We start from the raw sequence: 18652 nt of genomic DNA on the forward strand, positions 1-18652 counted from the left end.
ACAAGCCGCCTACCGGCAACTGAAGGAAGCATCCGTGAAATTATCAAGCCAAATCTGGGTGGCCGCAGCCGCGCTCACTCTGGCCTCCTGCGCCGCCACAACCGGCTCCACAGGTGGCCGCGATGGAACGCCTTATATCAGCGCCGAGCAAGCCGCCGCCCGCTCGGCACGGGTCAGCAATGTCAGCTACGAGTTGGATTTTTCGCTGACCGGCGAGCGTGAATTCAGCGCCACCAGCACTGTGACCTTCGATTTGGCCGATACCCTCTCGCCGCTGACGCTGGATTTGAATCAGGCCAGAGTCACCGGCCTTGCGATCAACGGCGCCAAGGTATACCCCAATTACAACGGCAGCTACCTTGTGCTCAATCCCAAGCTGCTTACCAGTGGCCAAAACCGCATTGAAGTGAGCTTCAGCCGCCCCCACAGCACCAATGGTGAGGGCCTGCACCGCTTCGAAGACCCGGTCGATGGCAAGGTGTATCTGTACTCCCATTTCGAGCCTGCTGCCGCCCAGCAGATGTTTGCCGTGTTTGACCAGCCAGACCTCAAGGCAAGCTATAAGGTCAGGGTGAAAGCTCCCGCCGACTGGCAGGTGATCACCACCATGCGCGAAACCAGCGTGACCGACGAGGGCAATGTAAAAGTGTGGGACTTCCCGGCCACGCCAAAGCTGAGCCCCTATAACTTCTCGCTGCACGCCGGCCCCTATCAAGTGTGGCAGGACAGCCGCGCCAAATATCCAATGCGCCTGTTTGCCCGCCAGTCCATTGCCGACAAGGTGAACCCGGAAGACTGGTTCCGCTACACGGCGCTGGGCATCGATTACTTTGAAGGCTACTTCGGTATCCCTTATCCCTTTAAAAAGTATGACCAGCTGCTGGTGCCGGACTTTTTGTACGGCGCCATGGAAAATGCCGCGGCCATCACCTTCTCTGAGTCGGGCTTTGTCAGCAGTGGCGAGATGAGCCTCAAGCAAAAGCAATCGCTTGCGGGCGTTATCATGCACGAAATGGCCCACCAGTGGTTTGGCGATCTGGTGACCATGAAGTGGTGGAATGGCCTGTGGCTGAATGAGAGTTTCGCATCCTTGATGGGCACCATGGCGCTGGAGAAGATCCCCGAATTCACCCATGCCTGGCAAAGCTTTTACGCAGGTGGTAAGCAGCGCGCCTACACCCAGGACAGCCTGGTGACCACCCACCCCATCGAAGTGCCCGTGCCCACCTCGGGTAACGCCTTTGATAATATTGATGCCATCACCTACCAAAAAGGTGCCGCCAGCCTGCGTCAGCTGAGCATTTTGCTGGGCCAGGAAACCTTCCGCCGCGGCGTTGCCAGCTACTTGAATGAGTTCAGTTACCGCAACGCGACCCTGGACGACTTTATTCAAAGCCTCGCAAAGGCCTCCGGCAAAGACCTGAACCAATGGACCCAGGACTGGCTGTATCAGCCCGGTGTAAACCATATTCAGGCCGAGTTCGATTGTGAGGGCGACGTTATCAGCCGCTTTAGCCTGCTGCAAAGCGCTCCGGCCGAGTATCCGGTGCTGCGGGAGCAAAAAGTGCAACTGGCGCTGTTCGATGCCGACCGCCATGGCCTGCACCGCGACCGGGTGGTGGAAGTCACCTTCAAGGGGGCTAAAACCGAGGTGCCTTCGCTGATTGGCAGGCACTGCCCCAAGCTTGTGTACCCCAACTATCAGGACTGGGGTTATCTGAAGGTTAACCTGGATCCCCGCTCCTTCGAGACCGCCCGCAGCCATCTGGCCCGAGCCGAAGACCCGCTGCTGCGCGCCATGCTGTGGCAAAGCCTCTGGGACAGCGTTGAAGACGGCAAGCTGCCATTGCAGGACTTTATCGCCACCGCGCTGGTGAATGCCCCCAAGGAGCAGGATCTGCAGATCAGCAACCAGATTATCGACAAGCTCAAACGCAGCGCCGATTACCTCCACAGCGCCCCGGCAGCATCGGCCAAATTCACCCAAAAGGCCTTGCTGGCACTGTCGCAAATGAGCCTGCGCCGCGCCATGGAAAGCCGCGGCAACAGCGAGCTTCAGGGCAACTGGTTCGATGCCTATGTATCGCTCGCTTATGGCGGTGAAGCCATTGGCCACCTGGACGAACTGCTCGATGGCGCCAGCCGCATTCAGGGGCTGGAAATCGATCAGGACAGACGCTGGGATATCATCGCCCGCTTGAACCGCCTCGATGCCATAGGCGCCGAGCGTCGCATTCGCGATGAACTGGCCAGGGACAGCAGCGACTCAGGCCAGAAGGCCGCTATCCGCGCCAAGGTGCAGCGCCCTGACGCCAGCATCAAGCGCCAGTGGCTTGGCAAGATTGCCGCCGGCAGCGAGCCGTTTCCCAAACTTCGCATTGCCATGTATTCCCTGTATCCGCCAGAGCAGCAACTACTGGCACAGGCGAGCAGCGATGAACGCTTTGCCATGCTCACCGAACTGGATGCCAGAGGCCCGGTGTTTGCCCGCTCTGCCGCCGCACTTATCCCATCAAGTTGCAGCGCCGAAGGCGTAGCGGCCATCAGCAACTATTTGGCTGCCAAGCCCAAGCTCTCAAGCGGTATGGAGCGCGCCCTTTTGGAAGCACGCCAATTGCAGCAGCGCTGCGTGAATGTGGTCACGCGCCTGCCCTGAGTGCATGACTCCTGGCCATTCGATACAAAAAAGCCCCTTCGCAGGGGCTTTTTCAATATGCAATCCGATAAAATCTTTTTGCAGCAAACAGTTAGCATCATTTAGTGTCATACTCCTGTCACCTCAGCGTCGCAGCGCCGTCACCTTGGGCCAGTAGCATCTGGGCTCCTGAGTTCATATCCACCCAAGGACACGACCCGAGATGTTAAAACTAAAATCCCTGCTTTGGCTGCTGCCACTTGGCCTGCTTGGTGCCTGTAACGACAACAACGACAACCCCCCCGAGGCGCCCAAGGTGCCTGCTGAAGTGGGAGTGCGTCCTGCCTATTTGGTGTCGCAGATGACAGACGGCCCACTCAAGAGTGAACTTGAAGCCTGCCACGGCATGAATTTCTACCGCAGCGACCTGTCAATCGGCCACCGAGGCGCGGCCATGCAGTTCCCCGAGCACACCCGCGAGTCTTATCAGGCAGCCATCGACTCGGGCGCAGGCGTGGTGGAATGTGACGTCACCTTCACCGCCGATAAGGCGCTGGTTTGCCGTCACTCTCAGTGCGATCTGCACACCACCACCAACATCCTGGCAGTACCGGAACTGGCCGCCAAATGCAGCGTGCCCTTCAGCCCCTTTGATGCCGCAACCGACACCCCGGCGTCGGCCAAGTGCTGCACCAGCGACATCACCCTGGAAGAGTTTATGAGCCTTAAGGGCAAGATGGATGGCGCCAACCCCAAGGCCACCACAGTGGAAGCCTATATGGCAGGCACGCCCGGCTGGCGCACGGATCTGTATTCTGCCACCGGCACCCTGATGACCCACGCCCAGTCGATTGAAATGTTCAAGGCCGCCGGAGTGAAGATGACCCCGGAACTGAAGGCCCCCGCGGTGACCATGCCATTCGATGGCATGAGTCAGCAGGATTATGCCGATAAACTGGTGGCCGAATATCAGGCGGCAGGTGTGAGCGGCGCAAGCGTTTACCCGCAATCCTTCAACCTGGATGACGTAAAACACTGGATTGCCACCGCCCCTGAGTTTGGCAATCAGGCGGTGTATCTGGACGACAGAGATGAAACCCAGGCCGGTTTCGACCCCATGAACCCCGACACCTGGCAGCCCACTATGGCCACGCTGAAGGCCGATGGCGTGGAAATTATCGCCCCGCCACTGTGGATGCTGGTTACAGTAGGCGCCGACGGCAAGATAGCGCCTTCACCTTACGCCACGCAGGCCAAGGCCGCCGGACTCAAGATTATCACCTGGACGCTGGAGCGCTCCGGCCACCTCACCGATGGCGGCGGCTGGTACTATCAAAGCATCACAGATGTAACCAACAACGAAGGCGTGGTGTACGAGCTGCTCGACGTGCTCGCCAAAGACATAGGTGTGATTGGGGTGTTCTCCGACTGGCCCGCCACCGTCACCTACTACGCCAACTGCAAAGGCTTGTAACCGGCGTTAAATATCCGCCCTCGGCAGAGGGTGGAACCAACAAAGCAAAACGTAAAAAGCAAAAGGCCGTGTCTGTGACACGGCCTTTTACTGCGTTAAACAAGAGTCTTGGATGGATTGGAGAAAGCCTTCGGATTCAAAGTACGATTTCAGAAAGATTTGGCTGTCCTGAATTCTCTCTTTTCGTGGGCGTAAACGGCATGCCAAACATCATAAAGATTTGGCTGTCCTGTCTTTTTTAAGTGTTGAGAATCCCTCTTGAACGCCTTTCATACGCCTCTTATGCACAAAAAACCAAAAAAAGGCTTTACTTGTCCCCTTTTTGTCCCTATTATTGGACTGTGCTCAATACGGAGTACAAAGGAGCACACTCCGCATGAACAGCGATGTGTGCGCTCTATTAACCAATATAAGGAGTATTAATGAGAATAATATCAAATAGATATTCGAGAAGATGAGTTTCTCAAAACCTAAACACAGACGTCGAGTTAGTTTCTCACTTAAAGCCAAACTAACTAGTTAGTCCGAGCTCGACATTCTGTTAGTGAGAAACGTGGGCTACAAACCGTAAGGAATGTAGAACATGAAAGTAAAAACCTATAACTCTCGTACGCTTGAAGTCACCATTGAATCAACAAAAGTTGAGGTGAAACTACAAGAAACATGCGAAACAGAGCAAGATTTCGCACAGGGTACTGACAAAGTAAAGATGTACCCATCAACACCGAAAAAGCGAAAGAAAAAGTGGCTAAAAATGCCATCTCTGACCGATGCTTTATTAGGTGGCGCAATCTCAGCGGTTATGGCTATCGCTGTGCAGTACTTTATTTGATAGGGGCAAGATAGTCGGTGTAAAAGCCGACGTCTTTTTAAAATGAGAGGAAACTATGTCTACAGCAAAAAAAACCACCGCTGATCGTAGAGTACGTATAACCCCCGAATTAGAAGATAAAATCTTAAAGCTAGCAAACACAGACAAGTTTAGCGAAGCGCTACCTACACTTGAGCAAGCAGTGAACATGTACCAAATGTTAAAGGATGCCCAAGAATCAGGTTCAAAGTTCTACGAGATTGATGCCAATGGTGAAAAGTACATCGTTCGATTTATCTAAATTTATTAGCAGAAGTTGGTTACATTCGACTTCTGCTAATTTTTTACATAACGCCGCGTTAAGCGGACTAAAATTGTTGGTTATAATGTGTAGCGAAGTGAAACTTAACCAACAAGAAGATACAGGACATCCTAAACACTTACCACACAAACTGACAGGGCACGACTCTTCTCAAATACCGTAAAATCCAGTTTTGATTGTCAGAAAAGCTATAGAAAAATCAGACGATGCAGGGATACATATTTAAAATGCTGATTTACACCCATACAAACCACAGGCTAGGCCTGTTTTAGTGAAGACGGAATGAATTTATCAAGTTAACCAGGATGAATGGCTTCGCTTTGTCGCTTACCCCGACACCATTTACCGCCAGATTTGGCCTTCATCGCACACATGGCATCCCACCGGCCGCTCATCCCACTGTATTGACGGCGGAACTCCTTGGCTGAGGTTATCCAGGCATCATCACTGATGCCAAGTTCAGCCAACAGCTTTGACCTTGAAGACTCGATAAAACCACGCTTATCTTGCCGCACCGCGCGGCCAGTCCAATCGATAAGCTCAAGGTAATCGGCAAAGTGAAACGGAATGCCGGTTTGCTGGGCGGCCGTGGCTGCACCATCAAATTGAAGCAATGGCTTAAGCGAGGCGTTCACGGGTTTAGGTTCTGCAAGTTCTTCTATTCGCTCCTGAATCGAAGTGTAATCAGATGCTTGCAATGAATCAGTTATGCCTGCCCTTATCGGATTTAGGTCTACATACATCATGCAGGCGAGCAGTGCTTGCTCATCCAGCAACGCCTGAGATTTGAAGCGCCCTTCCCAAAACACCCCCGTGCAACCATCTTCGCGATTGGCCTTTCGGGCTATTTCTTCATTTAAACAGCGCATAAACCAACTGATACTGCCAAGCCGCTCTTGCCAGTCACTAATCAGCGTATCCAGCAGTATGCTCTCGCCTGCCGACAGGCTATCGCCCTTTAAGAATTTTGCCGCAACGGGATTGCCGCTAAAGAGCCTTGTCCAACGTTCTATCACCTCAAACTGTGACAAAGATTTTTGAGCCGCCAAATCAATTTTCAGCACCAAATGATAGTGATTCGACATCACTGCATAAGCGCACACATCAATGCAGAATATCGACGATAACTGCCTGACTTTATCCACTATCCAGCCACGCCTATGTTCATAGCAACGACCGGAAAGTGCATCTTCCCCGCACAAAAACGCCCTTCTGACACAGCGATTAATCACATGGTAGAAGGGCGTACTTTCAGCATCAATCAACTGACGACGGGCTGTAGTCATAGCAAGCCTCGACGGGTTCAAACAAGGTACTTCAAAGCCTAGTCAAGGGCATGCAAAACATCAAAAAGATATGGCTGTCCTGTCTTTTCCTTTTGTTATGTGCCACTTTCACTCTTAAATTTTTGAAATAGATATGATATTAAAACGATGCCTACCGGAGGTGCAAAGCCAATAAAAAAATAGTCAAAGTCTGTCGGCGATGAAGGTAATTGAGAATTGTCCAATGTCCAAATATATCCCATAGATATAACAGCTAAAACACACGCTATAAATTTAACCATTCGTCCTTTGAACGGCAGCTTCCATAACATCAGTGAAATTGCGAAAAGCGCCAAAAACTGACCAAACGGAATAAGTAAAACTTCTTCACCGTGAGCTAGGCAATTCGAAGAAAAAAGACAAAGGCATAAAGTTATTTGAAAATATTTATTTATCATAAACACTCTGCTAGCACATAACGCCTGGCACAACGGCCGGAGGCTAATGGCGCGCTTTTTTGGCAACGCCAAAAAACGTGACATTGGCCGGAGGTCCGATTGCTGCCACTTGTTAAGGCTTTATTTTTTATTGGCATTATCTTCAATAAGCTCTATATGATAAGCAGATACGCTGTCATCAGATGACATAAGTGTTCTTTTAACTGTGCTTTCTAGAATTGCTGCAATTAAATCAGATACGCCCTTATCTGTGTGCGTATCCCTGACAATGGTAAGCGCCTCTCTTACGCCGGGCTCATCTATAACCATCTCTGAGAAAGTTACCGCAGCCATTTCTGCACAAGAGCCAAAGCGTTCTTCAAGTAATACATCTTTGATAATGTTACCGTACTTTTCCTTACTACTAAGGATGATATTCTGCACGCCATCATCTAGACCGGAACCTTTCGAGTAAAGTTTGAACATTACTACTAGTTCAATCTTTTTAAATGGATAGAACCAATTCAAAAGTATTCCAATTAATATGATGCTTAGGAAAGATATCAGAATTATTTTCATATTTGCTCAGATGTTATTGGAGCCTTAACATTTGTATAACGAGCCAGCTCATTTATCACCTTAGACCAGTGAAAAGCGTGCCGGCTAATATTCAATATATTTAATCTCTTAGTCCACTTCGTCCAGATAACTTGTCACAGTAAAGCGTGCTGGCTCGTTTATCATCTCAAACCAGTCAAAACCGTGCCGGTTAATATTCAATATAATTAATCTCTTAGTCCGTTTTGTCCAGATAGCTTGCCACAGCAAAACGTGCCGGCACGGTTTCTCGCCTGTTATTTCCCTTGCTGACTGATGCAAGGGATTGTTTTTAAATGGCTATTACGTTAAACAAAGAAGCAAAGCGTGCCAATCGAGCATGACCTTTACGCCTTGCAATTTAGCGTGGGCATGGCTACCGCACGGGCTGGAGTGTAATTCTGCGTCCCTGATAAGTACTTTGATCCATCAAATCAGCATCTTGGCATAAGGTTCACTGGCTGGGCAAGCGTAGGAATTGCACTACGCTTTATCAACAAATCGGCGCCCACAAAAAAGCCGTGTCTGTTGGATTCACAGTAACACGGCTTTTTGTTGCCTGTTCACGTTGTCAGGCGGGCTTAGCTCAAAGCGTTAGATAAACAGCTCGGCGATGTTTTTCAAATCGCTCTTGCCGCTGGCAATCTCATCCGGAGTCAAACCCGAAACTTCATGGGGGAATACCAGCCAGTCTTCAGAGGCATGGATATAGTAGTCCGGCTTTAACGGCACGGCAGTGTTTTTCGGCTTGTAGTATGGACAGGCAATACGAATATCACGGGGCATGTTGAGGCGCATCAGCTGCGACAGTTTTTCTTTAAGGGCGTGAATGCTGCGGCCCGAGTCGAACACGTCATCCACAATCAGCAGACCGTCGTCGGCGTTACAGTTTTCGATGATGTAATGCAGGCCGTGCACCTTGATTTCTTTGCTCTGCTTGTCGGTACCTATGCCGTAGTAAGAGGAGGTACGTACCGCGATATGGTCAGTGTCTACCTTTTTAAAATCAAAGTATTCCTGCACTGCGATACCGATAGGGGCGCCGCCGCGCCAGATACCCACGATAAATTGCGGACGAAAGCCGCTCTCGTATACCTGGGCCGCCAGGCGGAAGGAGTCTTCCAGCAGCTGCTGGGCGGTAATGTAGTGTTTATCTGACATAGTCTTTTGTCCCCATCATCATTATTGTGTTTTTTTTAATCCTTTGCCGCCTGCTGCAAAGGGCATGGCAAAACGGCAGGAGCTGGTGCGCAGACAGGGCCCAAACCCGCCTTACTGCATGATTTGGGCGCGCATTTTACACAAATTTTTGCGCCTTGACTGCTGCAAGCATAACAAGGCGGAGAATTTCCTCCAGCCACAACGAAAAAATCCACCCGCAGGTGGATTTTTTAGGTTTAAGCCGCAGCTCAGGCAAGCGGCTCAATCACGTGGCTGCCCACCGCCGTGCGGGCGCTGTAGCGGCGATCTGTGGCTTCGCTGAAGTCTTTATCGAGAATGGTCGACACAAAGTGCCAGTCGCTGCGCACTTCGGCTTCGGTGAAGGTGAGCACCATAAAGCCTCTGTCTTTGAGGTTGGCGTACTTAAGGTCGTCCACCAGACCGACCACAGCCGCTTCGGTAGCCGGAATTTGCTCTGGCGGCAGTTGCAGGTAGTACTCTAGCCCCGGAGAAGACACTGAGCTGGTTGCAAACTCCACCCCGACCACGTCGCCATTCACATCGCGCAGTTCGTTGGCCCAGGCGTTGTGGGTATCACCGGCAATCACCACCAGGTTGGCATTTTTCGACTTGGCGGTGCCGAGGATCACCTCGCGCTCGTAGGCATAGCCATCCCAGGCATCCAGGTTGTATGGAATAGACGGCAGTTGCAGCAGGGCAATCACCTCCGGGGTCAGCTTCTGCTGATTGGCCGCCAGGTACATCAGCTCTTCCTGAGTCAGGGTAGGATCGCCAGCCTGAGCGCGGGCCGCCAGCTGCGCCAGCGCAGCCAGCTCAGCAAACTGGGGAATCGACAGCTGCTGGGTGGCAATGGCCGCAGGCAGCAACATCTTGCCCATCAACACCTGCTGACCCAGCACCTGCCAGCGGGCAGAGTTGGTGAGTAGCTTGCTTTGCAGCCACAGCAGTTGCAGCGCACCCAGCATGGTGCGGCTGGTGCTGGTGACATCGGCCATAAAGCTGGTGCCATCGAAGGCGCCGGTGGCCGGGTCGAGGTAGGTTTCGAATTGCAGCTGTTCATCACGGCCAAGCAGACGGGTGTCCAGCATGTGCAGGTCCACCAGATCGCCAAAGGCGAAGCTGCGGTAAATCTCTTCGTGGTTACCTTCGCGCCATGGGCGGATAGGCAGCCACTCAAAATAGGCCTGCAGGGCGGCTTCTTTACGGGCGGTGAAATCGCCCTCGCCTTCGTTGTGATTTTCGCCGCCATCACGCCAGGCGTCGTTGCACACTTCGTGGTCGTCCCACACGGTAATAAAGGGCACGGCCGCATGCAGTTTTTGCAGGCTGGCATCGCCTTTGTACTGGGCATAACGGGTGCGGTAGTCATTCAGGCTCAGCAGCTCATGCGCTGGCAGCACCTCGCGGCCAAGGGCGGCGGCATTTTCACTGGCATAGCCGCCACGGGGGTATTCGTAGATATAGTCGCCAAGGTGGATAACGGCATCCAAATCGCCCTGGGCGGCGGCCAGCTCGTATACGTTGAAGTAACCGGCCGGGAAGTTGGCGCAGCTCATTACTGCCAGCTTCACCTGTGACACGGCGCCTTCTGGCAAGGTTTGGGTTTTGCCGGTGGCCGAGGTTTTATCGCCGCTCATAAAGCGGTAATAGTAGGTGCTGCCGGCGGCCAGGCCCATGGCATCCACCTTAACTGTGTAGTCTCTGTCTTTATTGGTGACTGTGCTGCCGTCGGTGACCAGATCTTTAAAGTCGGCGTCTTTGGCCACCTGCCAGGATACGCTGACATCGCCATCGCTGTCGGGGGTCACACGGGTCCAGATGATCACAGCATCATGGGCAGGATCGCCACTGGCAATACCGTGAAGAAAGTTGACGGCAACGGCGGGAGTGCCATCATCGCTGCTGGAGCAGCCCATGAGACCATAAGACAACACGGCTGCGCCCACTCCTTTGGCTGACATGGCCAGAAAGTCACGACGTGAATAAGACCGTTTCATTATTATTATTCCTTTGGTTGTATGCAGTTAAAGTGGTATGAGGTCTAATGAGTCTTAGTTTGCAACATTACTATTACACAAGCATGACACACTTGGTAAGCCCTTTGCTGCAACAATCTTGAAAAACAACCAGTTATACAGGATGCTATACTTCTGTAAATGCCACGCCAGCCGGGGATTAACCCCACTATCGTCATCAGGGAGAAGATTATGCTAGTCAAAGACATCATGACAGCGGCACCGGTATGTATCAGCGATGCAGCCACCCTCAAGGACGCCCACCTGTTGATGCAAAACCGCGGGGTGCGCCACCTGCCGGTAATTGGCGAAACCGATGGCCAGTACAAGGGGGTACTCACTCACAAGAAGATGGTGTCGACCCTGGTGAATGTGCTCAACAAATACGGTCAGGGCGGGCTGGACAGAAAAGAGCGCATGACTTCGGTAGCCGAATTGATGGATGCAGGCAGCGATACCATCAGCGACGATGAGCCGCTTAGCGTGGTGGTGGACTTCTTTATCGAAAACAAACTGGGCTGCCTGCCGGTGCTTGGCAGCGATCGCAAGGTGATTGGCATAGTAACCTCATCAGACTTTGTGAAGCTGTGTAAGCGGCTGCTGCAACCATAAAAAAAAGCCGACCACAGGGGCCGGCAAACAACAAGCAACAAAGGTCAACGAAGGGGTTAATTCAAGCGCTGTGACTGATACGCAATCACAGCTGAGTGTCTTAAGTGCTGCGACTCATTCGTCACCGCCGCACTACACCAGCAAGATGGCAAACAGTGGTGCGGTAAGCACCATGGCAATGCCGGTAAAAATCATGGTCAGGCTGGCAACCACGGCCTCTTCCTCACCGTACTCACGGGCCTTGGCGGCACCGGCACCGTGGGCCGAAGCGCCGAGGGCTGCGCCCCGCGCCAGCGCCGAGCGCACCCTGCCCAGGCGAAACAGCGGCCCACACAGCAACATACCTATCACCCCGGTCATCAGCACCACCATGGCAGTAAGCTCAGGCACGCCGCCAAATGCGGTGGTGGCCTCCATGGCAAAGGGGGTGGAAACCGAACGCACCAGCACGCTGTGGCCAAGCTCGGGCGGCAGCTCAAACAACTTCACCAGCCCCCAGGATGACAACAGCCCCAGCAACAGCCCGGCCATCACGCCCAGGGTCAGGGTGATGGGATAACGGCCGATAAGGGCGCGCTCGCGGTAAATGGGCAGCGCAAATGCAATGGTGGCAGGCCCCAGCAGCAACACCAGAAAATGGGTGTATTCAAAGTAGCTTGGTAGCGGAATATCCAGCAGCAGCACAGCGGCAATAATCAGCATTGGCGCCAGCAAAATGGGCGCGGCCCACCAGTAGCCCAAGCGGCCATGAAGTCGCTTGGCGCCGTAATAGCCCACCAGGGTGATAACGAGGCTCAGCAGTGCCAGTTGGCTGTGGCTCATTTCGGGGCTCATTTCAGGGCTCCGGCCTGCGCAGCAGCCAATGCCTGATGGGCCAGTCGTCTGTCCCGTGCCAGACGCATTTTGCGCTCAAACTTAAAGGCGCGGTCCACCACCCAGGCGGTGCCCAGCAAAACAGTGACGCTGCCTGCCACCAAAAAGCCCAGCATGCGGGCGCCGTATTGCTCCAGCACGGCTTCGTATTGGATAACCGAAATCACCGGCGGAATGAAAAACAGCAGCAAATCCCCCAGTAGCCAGGCCGCACCGGCCTGCAATGATTGCTCAGGCACCCACTTGAGTGATAACAGCAGCAACAGCACCCCAAGCCCCACCACACCGCCGGGCAATGGCAAATCGAAAAACAGCACCAACCCATGGGCAAGCCAGGCCAGCAAACAGATAGCAGCCGCCTGCGCCAGGGTTAAACCTGCCTGCCTGGCGCTGCGTTTCAGCTTGGCTTTACCTTCCTGAAGGGTCATCTTGGCTCGCTCGGGTGAGTAACAATGTGCCTAGTCTAGGGTTGTTATTTGAATAAAAAAAATGAATATTAAGCATAGATTACATTCCGAAAGGATATTCAATTGGATCTCAGGGCCATCAAGTACTTTATCGAAGTGGTGGATGCCGGCGGCTTTGCCAAGGCATCGGAGAAGGTGCATCTGACGCAGCCCGCGCTGTCAAAGGCGGTACGCCAACTTGAAGAATCCCTCGATTTACAACTGATTGAGCGTGGCAAACGCGGCGTGTCGCTGCGGCTCTCACCAGCCGGAGAAGTGGTGTATCGCCATGGTTTGGCGCTGCTGGCGGCCCGGGATGACATGCTCGGTGAACTCGATGCCATGCGCAGTCTTAAAAGTGGCAGGCTCAAGTTTGGCCTGGCGCCACTGGGCAGTGCCGAGCTGTTTGCCCCTGTGATTGCCCGCTTTCGCAGCCTGTATCCCAAGATTGATATGCAGCTGCTGGTGCGGGGCGGTATCGAGCAAACCACCGCGCTGCGCAAGGGAGAGATTGAACTTGCCACCGGCATTACCGCCCTTGGCAGTGAGTTTGAGGGGCTGAGGATCCGCCGCGATCCCATGGTGGTGGTGTTGCCACGGCAACACTTTCTGGCCCACAGACGAGAACTGGCGCTGCATGAACTGGCAGACACAGCTCATATCCTGTTTGAACCCGAATACGCGCTGCATCAATTGGTTGTGGATGCCTGTGAACAGTCGGGCTTTACCCCCATGGATGTGACCCGGGTGAGCCACCCGGATTTCGGTATCGCCCTGGTGGCGGCAGGTACGGGCGCCATGGTGCTGCCAAGCTATATCGCCGAGCGGCATGCGGTGGCAGGGGTTGTCAGCGTGCCGCTGAAAGAGACGGATCTGCACTGGGAGTTGTCGCTGTTCTGGCGCCGAGGCCAGCCGCTGTCGTTTGCCGCCGAGGCCATGATAGCCCTGGTGAAGGAGCGTTTGGGCGGCCTGTAATCTAAGCCATTGAAAACACCGGCGCTGTGGCCGGTGTTTTTAATGGGAGTCTGGCTGAAACCAGATATTCCCTTCAGGGGCTGACTTATGTCTGCAGCTTACCAGGGCACCGTGAGGTACAGGCGGTAGAGGGTGTCAGTATCCCAGGGCAGAATTGGCAGGTAGTCTTCGTGGTCTTTCGGCCACTTGTCATAGTGGTCGAGGTTATAGCGGCTCTGCTCCATCGAGAAGGTCAGCACCGAGTCTTTATAAAGGCCGGGGGTGTTCACTTCCAGCGCCGCGCGGTATTTGGTTTCGAGGGTCTCGCTGCCATCGGCCCAGTGCTCCACGCCGCCACTGAGTTTCCAACCCGGCGCCAGCATCACGTAGGCGCCCACATCTCCCATCCAGGCGGTGGCATCGTTGCCAAACTCGCCGCGCACATAGCCGCGCTCCTTGGGCACGTCATCGTCAATCTCGAGGAAGTAGTAACCCAACCCCACGGTTGCTGTGGCACCAAAGGCCGGACGGGCGTAGTCGAGCAGCAGCGACGGATAGAACTTGATTTGCTTTTCCACTGAGCTGACGGTATTGCGCTTGCCGCGCAGGTCGAGCTGCCAGTCCAGCTTCAGGCCTTCAGACAGGTTAAGCCAGTTGCCACGGGCGTAGTAGGATGACTGAAACCAGATGGGAATATGGTCAGGGTCCAGCTTGTCTTTGTCCCTGTCCAGATAAGTATCGAAATTGCCATGAAGCAAAATGCCGCCGTCGGTGACATAGTCAAGGCTCACAGCCGCATGTACGCCAAGGGTATCTGAGCTTTCAACCTGAAAGTCGTGCACCCCAAAGGCCAGTTTCCAATCCAGCTCTGAGGCAGACACCTGAGAGACACCCACTAATGCCAAGATCCCGGGCAATAACTGTTTCATCCTTCCCCCACTCAGTCAGGCAGGTCGGGGCAAGCGCCCATCCTGCATAAACTGTTGTAACTCAAAATAGCGGGGCAGGTGTCCCCGCCCCCGTTCGGTAAACGCAAGTCTGTCAGGTTCGAGCTGACAGATCCACAAACTCTGATCCAAAGGGCCAGAACAAAATACCAAAGGATCGACTACCGCAAGGTTTATCCCACCAAAGTCTCTGGCCGAGTAGCTGCGGATCAACTGGCAACGCTCATCCACCAGCATCCCGCCAAGCTGCTGAGTGTATTGATAGTCGCTTTGATGGGTAAGGCTGGCCTGAATATCCAGGTCGTCGATAAGAGTAAGATCGGCGCAGCGCTCAGTGGCAAGCTCAACCCGAAACACCATGTGCTCCGAACGCAGCACGCCTTCAAAAGGCTCGGCCATATCCTGCAAAAACACAAAGCGGTAATAGGCCACCTCGGCAAGGCAGGTCGCAACGGTTTCACTGGCATAAAAGAAGCTGGGCATCAGCCGGGTACCGAAACGGGAGCCGTGACGCAGCGGCGGATAACGAAACGGGGACTTGAGCAGATAATGCAGATGTTCGGTGCCGTCGCGGTACGGCGGCTTGGCGTCATCCAGCAGGCTTTCGAGCATCATCTGCTCATCAAAATTATCCACCAGGCTCAAGGTGGCCGCCTCTTCCTGAGACTCCACCAAGCGATAGCAGCTGCCCGAATAGGGGCGATTGAGGCACGACGAAGGAATGCTCGGCTTCATTTACACCTTGCCACGCATGGCATCCAGATACTGATTCACACTCACCAGGCCCACCACGGATTTCACCAGTTCCCGCGGCGTGCCCCCCAGGGCATGGTTGGGGCTGTTTATCCAGTGGCGCATAAAGTCCTGCTGGCCACCGGCGATGGCATACAGCGAGCGATAAAGCCGCACCAGTTGTAATTGCAGCTCGCCCTGTTTGGACTCAGGCTTAAACCCCTGAGAGGCATTGCGGCTCAGGGTGCTGGGGTTCACCCCAATAATATGGCTGGCCTCGCTATTGCTCAGCTCGAGCGCATGGCAGGCATTAATAAAGGCTTTGAACAGCACAGTGGATGCTGTGGGTTTGGCTATCGCGGACATGGACGGGGCTCCTGACGGCTGATGGCGCTGATTGCGGCCTTAAACGGCCAATGTCGATATTTTAGCCAAATCAAGCATGCAATTGCAAATCAAGCCGTAATTGACATGCAAATGCATCAAAAATGCCCTGAACGGTCTGCCCGAAAGCGACGTCGATACTGACACGCATTTTCAAAAAATTTTTGAATCAAATGTTGATGCCAAGCCGTTGTTTCATGCCATTGCCGCGGTAGAATGCCTGCATCCACTGCCCTTTCCCGGAGCCGAAAATGCAAGAACTGAGTCTGTTGGTTAAGCAGCGCCATACCTGTAAAGCGTTTGATCCTACTCGTAAAATCAGCGAGGAACATATTGAGTCACTGAAAACTTTGCTGCAGTTTTCACCTTCATCCACCAACTCGCAGCCATGGCATTTTGTTCTGGCTTCCAGCGAAGAAGGCAAAGCCACCGTCGCCAAGGCAACCGAGCAATACGGCTTCAACACCGCCAAAATTCTCAACGCCTCCCACGTGGTCGTGCTGTGCACCAAGGTGCAGATGGATGAAGAACATCTGCAAAAGGTGCTCAAGCAGGAGCAGGCCGATGGCCGCTTCGCCGATGAGCAATCCATGCAAAATCAACATAACGGCCGCTCTTTCTTTGTGAATATGCACCGCTTTGAACTCAAGGATGCCCAGCATTGGATGGAAAAGCAGGTGTACCTGGCACTCGGCACCCTGCTGCTTGGCGCCGCGGCGCTGGAAATTGATGCCTGCCCGATTGAAGGCTTTGATGCCACAGCGCTGAACCGTGAACTGGGTCTGCGTGAGCAAGGGCTGTGCGCCTCTGCGGTGGTGGCTCTGGGCTATCGCTCGGCAGATGATTTCAATGCATCTTTGCCCAAGTCACGTCTGCCCCAGGATGAAATCTTCACCCTGCTGTAACGCGTCTGACCATCATCATCCCCAATGCCCCGGCATATTCCCGTCATGTCGGGGCATTACGACTGTTCATAATTAAATCGCATTTGTCATCACCGGCCCCTGTGGCATAGTGGTTCGAGTCATATTTCAGGATGAATCGCACCCATGCTGCTGCCACCTCTGGTTCCTCAACTCGATAATAAAGCAACCGACGTATCAGCCATCAAAGGCGACAACCCCCTCATCTGGCCCCTCCTGAGTTTGCTGCAAAAATCGGTTCAGGGCTGGAAGGTTCACCACCTGGCCACCGAACTGCAATCCCAGGGACTGATGCACGACCTGGATCCCATCCCCGAGAAAGACCTGTTCAAACGTAATTTTTTGCTGATGAATGCCCTGTTTGAATTGCAGGACATGCTGCTGCCCGGCCAATGGGTGCAAACCCAGGCCATGGATATCCGCATCCTCAGAATCCTGCCCGGCGATATCGACCTTATTCAGCATCAGGAAGCAGGTCTCAAGAGCTACTATCTGGACTGGGCCAACTACGACACCAGCAGCAATGTGGTGCGCGACATGCTGGAATCCTTCTGGACCAGCTATAAGAGCTACATTGGTATCAATGGCCGGGTGATGCATCTCACCCAGGCGCTGAGGGTGCTGGAGCTGGATGTAAGCGCCAGTGACCGTGAAATTCGCCGTCAGTGGCGGAAGTTGGCGCTGAAATGGCACCCGGATCGCCAGGGCGGCGACGCTGCCCGCTTTCGCGAAGTGTGCGAAGCCTGGCAAACTCTCCGTGGCCGCGACAGCGACTGAACTCATCAAGACTGGGTAAATTCCTCAAACTCCCGGGCGGATCACAGTCTGCGGCGGGTGTTTTCGCGCCGATTCAGAGATAATTAAGCCTTTCCTTTCACACTGTTTCCATCGAACATGCAGCCTGAGTCTTGTGTCTGCGTGTATTTCGCCGAAACCCGAAAGCCTGAAACCCGGAGTGATTATGCTGAAACGTCTTACCCTGGCCGCCACCCTTACCGCCCTGCCCCTTTGCGGTCTGGCCGCCGACTTTGTTGAAGGCAAGCACTATGTGCAGGTCACCGACAACGCCCCCAGCAAAACCCCAAAACTGACCGAATTCTTCTCGTTCTACTGCCACAACTGCTTCAACATGGAAGTGATGTACCTGCCAGCCATCAAGCAAGGGTTAAAACAGGGCATCAGCTTCGACACCAAGCACGTTGACTTTATGAACAGCGACATTGGCACCGAAGTGATGCGCTCGCTGGCCGTTATCCAGCAAAAAGGCAACAAGCCGGAGCTGGTTCACGCCATGTTTGCCGCCATTCAGGGCGCCGATGGTGGTCAGGGCCATCACGACCACAGCGCCCCTGGCCACAAGCACGAGCCCGAAATTCAAACCAGCGCCGATATTAAAGCGGTATTCGCCAAGCATGGTATTGATGCAGCCGAATACGACAAACTGGCCTACAGCAAGGATACCGACGCCAAGCTGGAGCTGTGGCGCAAGGAGCAGCAAGAGCTGATGATCCAAAGCGTGCCAAGCTTTGTGGTCAACGATAAGTACAAGATTAACCTGCAGGAAATCCGCACACTGGAAGAACTGTCAGAGCTGATTAACTATCTTGCGACCGAGAAAGACAAAGCTGTTGAAGAAGACAAGGGCGGCAGCCTGGGCTGGGCCGCCATCGGCCTGCTGGCACTGATGGCCATGGGTCGTCGCCGTTTGGTGTAATGCGCCGCGCATTGCCTGGCTGACACTGCCAGGCTAACGCGGCAGAACTGTCTTAGCTCTGTTCTGCGAAGCTCTGCTAAGTTCGGCTCAGCTCAGCTCAGCTCAGCTCAGCGATAACATATTCAAGCCCCGCACTGCGGGGCTTGTTGTTTTTGCCTCGCCACACAGGGCATTGGGCCAACATCAGGCCGGTGCTGGCAGCAGTTATACAAACCATTGCGGCCGCTGCTACTTTAACCAATACCGCCTCGCCATCCCTGCAACCCGAGCCTGGTGCACTGACCCGGTTAACCTTGGCATTACAATTTTGAAATGGAAGTAAAACCATC

18 protein-coding genes are annotated in these 18652 nt (G+C 53.8%); 9 read left to right on the forward strand and 9 right to left on the reverse strand.

Features of this window, described 5'->3' with window-relative positions:
• Positions 1-34 precede the first annotated feature (34 nt).
• The 4 genes from pepN (at position 35) to STH12_RS13940 (ending at position 5221) form a co-directional block, all read left to right on the forward strand.
• The gene (gene pepN, locus STH12_RS13925) at positions 35-2656 is read left to right on the forward strand and encodes an aminopeptidase N (RefSeq protein WP_126168095.1); all 2622 of its coding nucleotides are present in this window, start codon (positions 35-37) and stop codon (positions 2654-2656) included.
• 202 nt (positions 2657-2858) lie between these two features.
• The gene (locus STH12_RS13930) at positions 2859-4109 is read left to right on the forward strand and encodes a glycerophosphodiester phosphodiesterase family protein (RefSeq protein ID WP_126168096.1); all 1251 of its coding nucleotides are present in this window, start codon (positions 2859-2861) and stop codon (positions 4107-4109) included.
• Between the two features lie 583 nt (positions 4110-4692).
• The gene (locus STH12_RS13935) at positions 4693-4941 is read left to right on the forward strand and encodes a hypothetical protein (protein ID WP_126168097.1); all 249 of its coding nucleotides are present in this window, start codon (positions 4693-4695) and stop codon (positions 4939-4941) included.
• A gap of 55 nt (positions 4942-4996) precedes the next feature.
• A complete protein-coding gene (locus tag STH12_RS13940; RefSeq protein WP_126168098.1) occupies positions 4997-5221 on the forward strand; it encodes a hypothetical protein in 225 nt (74 codons plus the stop codon).
• A 317-nt stretch (positions 5222-5538) separates the two neighbouring features.
• Here STH12_RS13940 and STH12_RS13945 read toward each other — a convergent pair whose 3' ends face one another.
• The 4 genes from STH12_RS13945 to STH12_RS13960 form a co-directional block, all read right to left on the reverse strand.
• Positions 5539-6528: a transposase gene (locus STH12_RS13945; protein ID WP_126168099.1), complete on the reverse strand. Its 990-nt coding sequence runs from the start codon at positions 6526-6528 to the stop codon at positions 5539-5541.
• A gap of 557 nt (positions 6529-7085) precedes the next feature.
• On the reverse strand, positions 7086-7523 hold the full coding sequence (locus STH12_RS13950) for a hypothetical protein (protein ID WP_126168100.1): 438 nt from the start codon (positions 7521-7523) through the stop codon (positions 7086-7088).
• A 612-nt stretch (positions 7524-8135) separates the two neighbouring features.
• Entirely contained in the window at positions 8136-8702 is a 567-nt protein-coding gene (locus STH12_RS13955) for a phosphoribosyltransferase (RefSeq protein WP_126168101.1), read from the reverse strand.
• A gap of 248 nt (positions 8703-8950) precedes the next feature.
• The gene (locus STH12_RS13960) at positions 8951-10720 is read right to left on the reverse strand and encodes an alkaline phosphatase D family protein (protein WP_126168102.1); all 1770 of its coding nucleotides are present in this window, start codon (positions 10718-10720) and stop codon (positions 8951-8953) included.
• Positions 10721-10930: 210 nt separating this feature from the next.
• On the opposite strand from STH12_RS13960, the gene STH12_RS13965 reads away from it, so the two are divergent.
• The gene (locus STH12_RS13965) at positions 10931-11350 is read left to right on the forward strand and encodes a CBS domain-containing protein (RefSeq protein ID WP_126168103.1); all 420 of its coding nucleotides are present in this window, start codon (positions 10931-10933) and stop codon (positions 11348-11350) included.
• A 132-nt stretch (positions 11351-11482) separates the two neighbouring features.
• On the opposite strand, the gene STH12_RS13970 is transcribed toward STH12_RS13965, so the two are convergent.
• On the reverse strand, positions 11483-12172 hold the full coding sequence (locus STH12_RS13970; RefSeq protein WP_126169532.1) for an LrgB family protein: 690 nt from the start codon (positions 12170-12172) through the stop codon (positions 11483-11485).
• Positions 12173-12180: 8 nt separating this feature from the next.
• The gene (locus tag STH12_RS13975) at positions 12181-12651 is read right to left on the reverse strand and encodes a CidA/LrgA family protein (RefSeq protein WP_126168104.1); all 471 of its coding nucleotides are present in this window, start codon (positions 12649-12651) and stop codon (positions 12181-12183) included.
• Between the two features lie 102 nt (positions 12652-12753).
• Between STH12_RS13975 and STH12_RS13980 the strand changes: the two genes are divergently transcribed.
• Positions 12754-13644, forward strand: coding sequence for a LysR family transcriptional regulator (locus STH12_RS13980; RefSeq protein WP_126168105.1), 891 nt, complete (start codon positions 12754-12756; stop codon positions 13642-13644).
• Between the two features lie 98 nt (positions 13645-13742).
• Here the strand turns inward: STH12_RS13980 and STH12_RS13985 are convergent, their stop codons facing one another.
• The 3 genes from STH12_RS13985 to STH12_RS13995 are packed head-to-tail and all read right to left on the reverse strand — an operon-like array spanning position 13743 to position 15668.
• Positions 13743-14552 carry a hypothetical protein gene (locus STH12_RS13985; protein ID WP_126168106.1) on the reverse strand — a complete coding sequence of 270 codons (810 nt, stop codon included), beginning with the start codon at positions 14550-14552 and terminating at the stop codon, positions 13743-13745.
• A gap of 15 nt (positions 14553-14567) precedes the next feature.
• On the reverse strand, positions 14568-15305 hold the full coding sequence (locus STH12_RS13990; protein ID WP_126168107.1) for an RES family NAD+ phosphorylase: 738 nt from the start codon (positions 15303-15305) through the stop codon (positions 14568-14570).
• Positions 15306-15668, reverse strand: coding sequence for an MbcA/ParS/Xre antitoxin family protein (locus STH12_RS13995; protein ID WP_126168108.1), 363 nt, complete (start codon positions 15666-15668; stop codon positions 15306-15308).
• 269 nt (positions 15669-15937) lie between these two features.
• Between STH12_RS13995 and nfsB the strand changes: the two genes are divergently transcribed.
• The 3 genes from nfsB to STH12_RS14010 all read left to right on the forward strand — a co-directional run bounded on the left by nfsB (position 15938) and on the right by STH12_RS14010 (position 18323).
• On the forward strand, positions 15938-16591 hold the full coding sequence (nfsB, locus tag STH12_RS14000; RefSeq protein ID WP_126168109.1) for an oxygen-insensitive NAD(P)H nitroreductase: 654 nt from the start codon (positions 15938-15940) through the stop codon (positions 16589-16591).
• Positions 16592-16735: 144 nt separating this feature from the next.
• Positions 16736-17386, forward strand: coding sequence for a DNA-J related domain-containing protein (locus STH12_RS14005; RefSeq protein ID WP_126168110.1), 651 nt, complete (start codon positions 16736-16738; stop codon positions 17384-17386).
• A 184-nt stretch (positions 17387-17570) separates the two neighbouring features.
• On the forward strand, positions 17571-18323 hold the full coding sequence (locus tag STH12_RS14010; protein ID WP_126168111.1) for a DsbA family protein: 753 nt from the start codon (positions 17571-17573) through the stop codon (positions 18321-18323).
• The last annotated feature ends 329 nt before the right edge of the window (positions 18324-18652 follow it).

Origin of the sequence: Shewanella khirikhana (assembly GCF_003957745.1) — a bacterium.
Taxonomy (GTDB): Bacteria; Pseudomonadota; Gammaproteobacteria; order Enterobacterales; family Shewanellaceae; genus Shewanella; species Shewanella khirikhana.

Excerpts from the sequence above, each read along its gene's own strand:
- STH12_RS13930 (WP_126168096.1), top strand. The coding sequence starts at position 2,859 with ATGTTAAAACTAAAATCCCTGCTTTGGCTGCTGCCACTTGGCCTGCTT.
- STH12_RS13935 (WP_126168097.1), top strand. The coding sequence starts at position 4,693 with ATGAAAGTAAAAACCTATAACTCTCGTACGCTTGAAGTCACCATTGAA.
- STH12_RS13940 (WP_126168098.1), top strand. The coding sequence starts at position 4,997 with ATGTCTACAGCAAAAAAAACCACCGCTGATCGTAGAGTACGTATAACC.
- STH12_RS13945 (WP_126168099.1), bottom strand. The coding sequence starts at position 6,528 with ATGACTACAGCCCGTCGTCAGTTGATTGATGCTGAAAGTACGCCCTTC.
- STH12_RS13950 (WP_126168100.1), bottom strand. The coding sequence starts at position 7,523 with ATGAAAATAATTCTGATATCTTTCCTAAGCATCATATTAATTGGAATA.
- STH12_RS13955 (WP_126168101.1), bottom strand. The coding sequence starts at position 8,702 with ATGTCAGATAAACACTACATTACCGCCCAGCAGCTGCTGGAAGACTCC.
- STH12_RS13960 (WP_126168102.1), bottom strand. The coding sequence starts at position 10,720 with ATGAAACGGTCTTATTCACGTCGTGACTTTCTGGCCATGTCAGCCAAA.
- STH12_RS13965 (WP_126168103.1), top strand. The coding sequence starts at position 10,931 with ATGCTAGTCAAAGACATCATGACAGCGGCACCGGTATGTATCAGCGAT.
- STH12_RS13970 (WP_126169532.1), bottom strand. The coding sequence starts at position 12,172 with ATGAGCCACAGCCAACTGGCACTGCTGAGCCTCGTTATCACCCTGGTG.
- STH12_RS13975 (WP_126168104.1), bottom strand. The coding sequence starts at position 12,651 with ATGACCCTTCAGGAAGGTAAAGCCAAGCTGAAACGCAGCGCCAGGCAG.
- STH12_RS13985 (WP_126168106.1), bottom strand. The coding sequence starts at position 14,552 with ATGAAACAGTTATTGCCCGGGATCTTGGCATTAGTGGGTGTCTCTCAG.
- STH12_RS13990 (WP_126168107.1), bottom strand. The coding sequence starts at position 15,305 with ATGAAGCCGAGCATTCCTTCGTCGTGCCTCAATCGCCCCTATTCGGGC.
- STH12_RS13995 (WP_126168108.1), bottom strand. The coding sequence starts at position 15,668 with ATGTCCGCGATAGCCAAACCCACAGCATCCACTGTGCTGTTCAAAGCC.
- nfsB (WP_126168109.1), top strand. The coding sequence starts at position 15,938 with ATGCAAGAACTGAGTCTGTTGGTTAAGCAGCGCCATACCTGTAAAGCG.
- STH12_RS14005 (WP_126168110.1), top strand. The coding sequence starts at position 16,736 with ATGCTGCTGCCACCTCTGGTTCCTCAACTCGATAATAAAGCAACCGAC.
- STH12_RS14010 (WP_126168111.1), top strand. The coding sequence starts at position 17,571 with ATGCTGAAACGTCTTACCCTGGCCGCCACCCTTACCGCCCTGCCCCTT.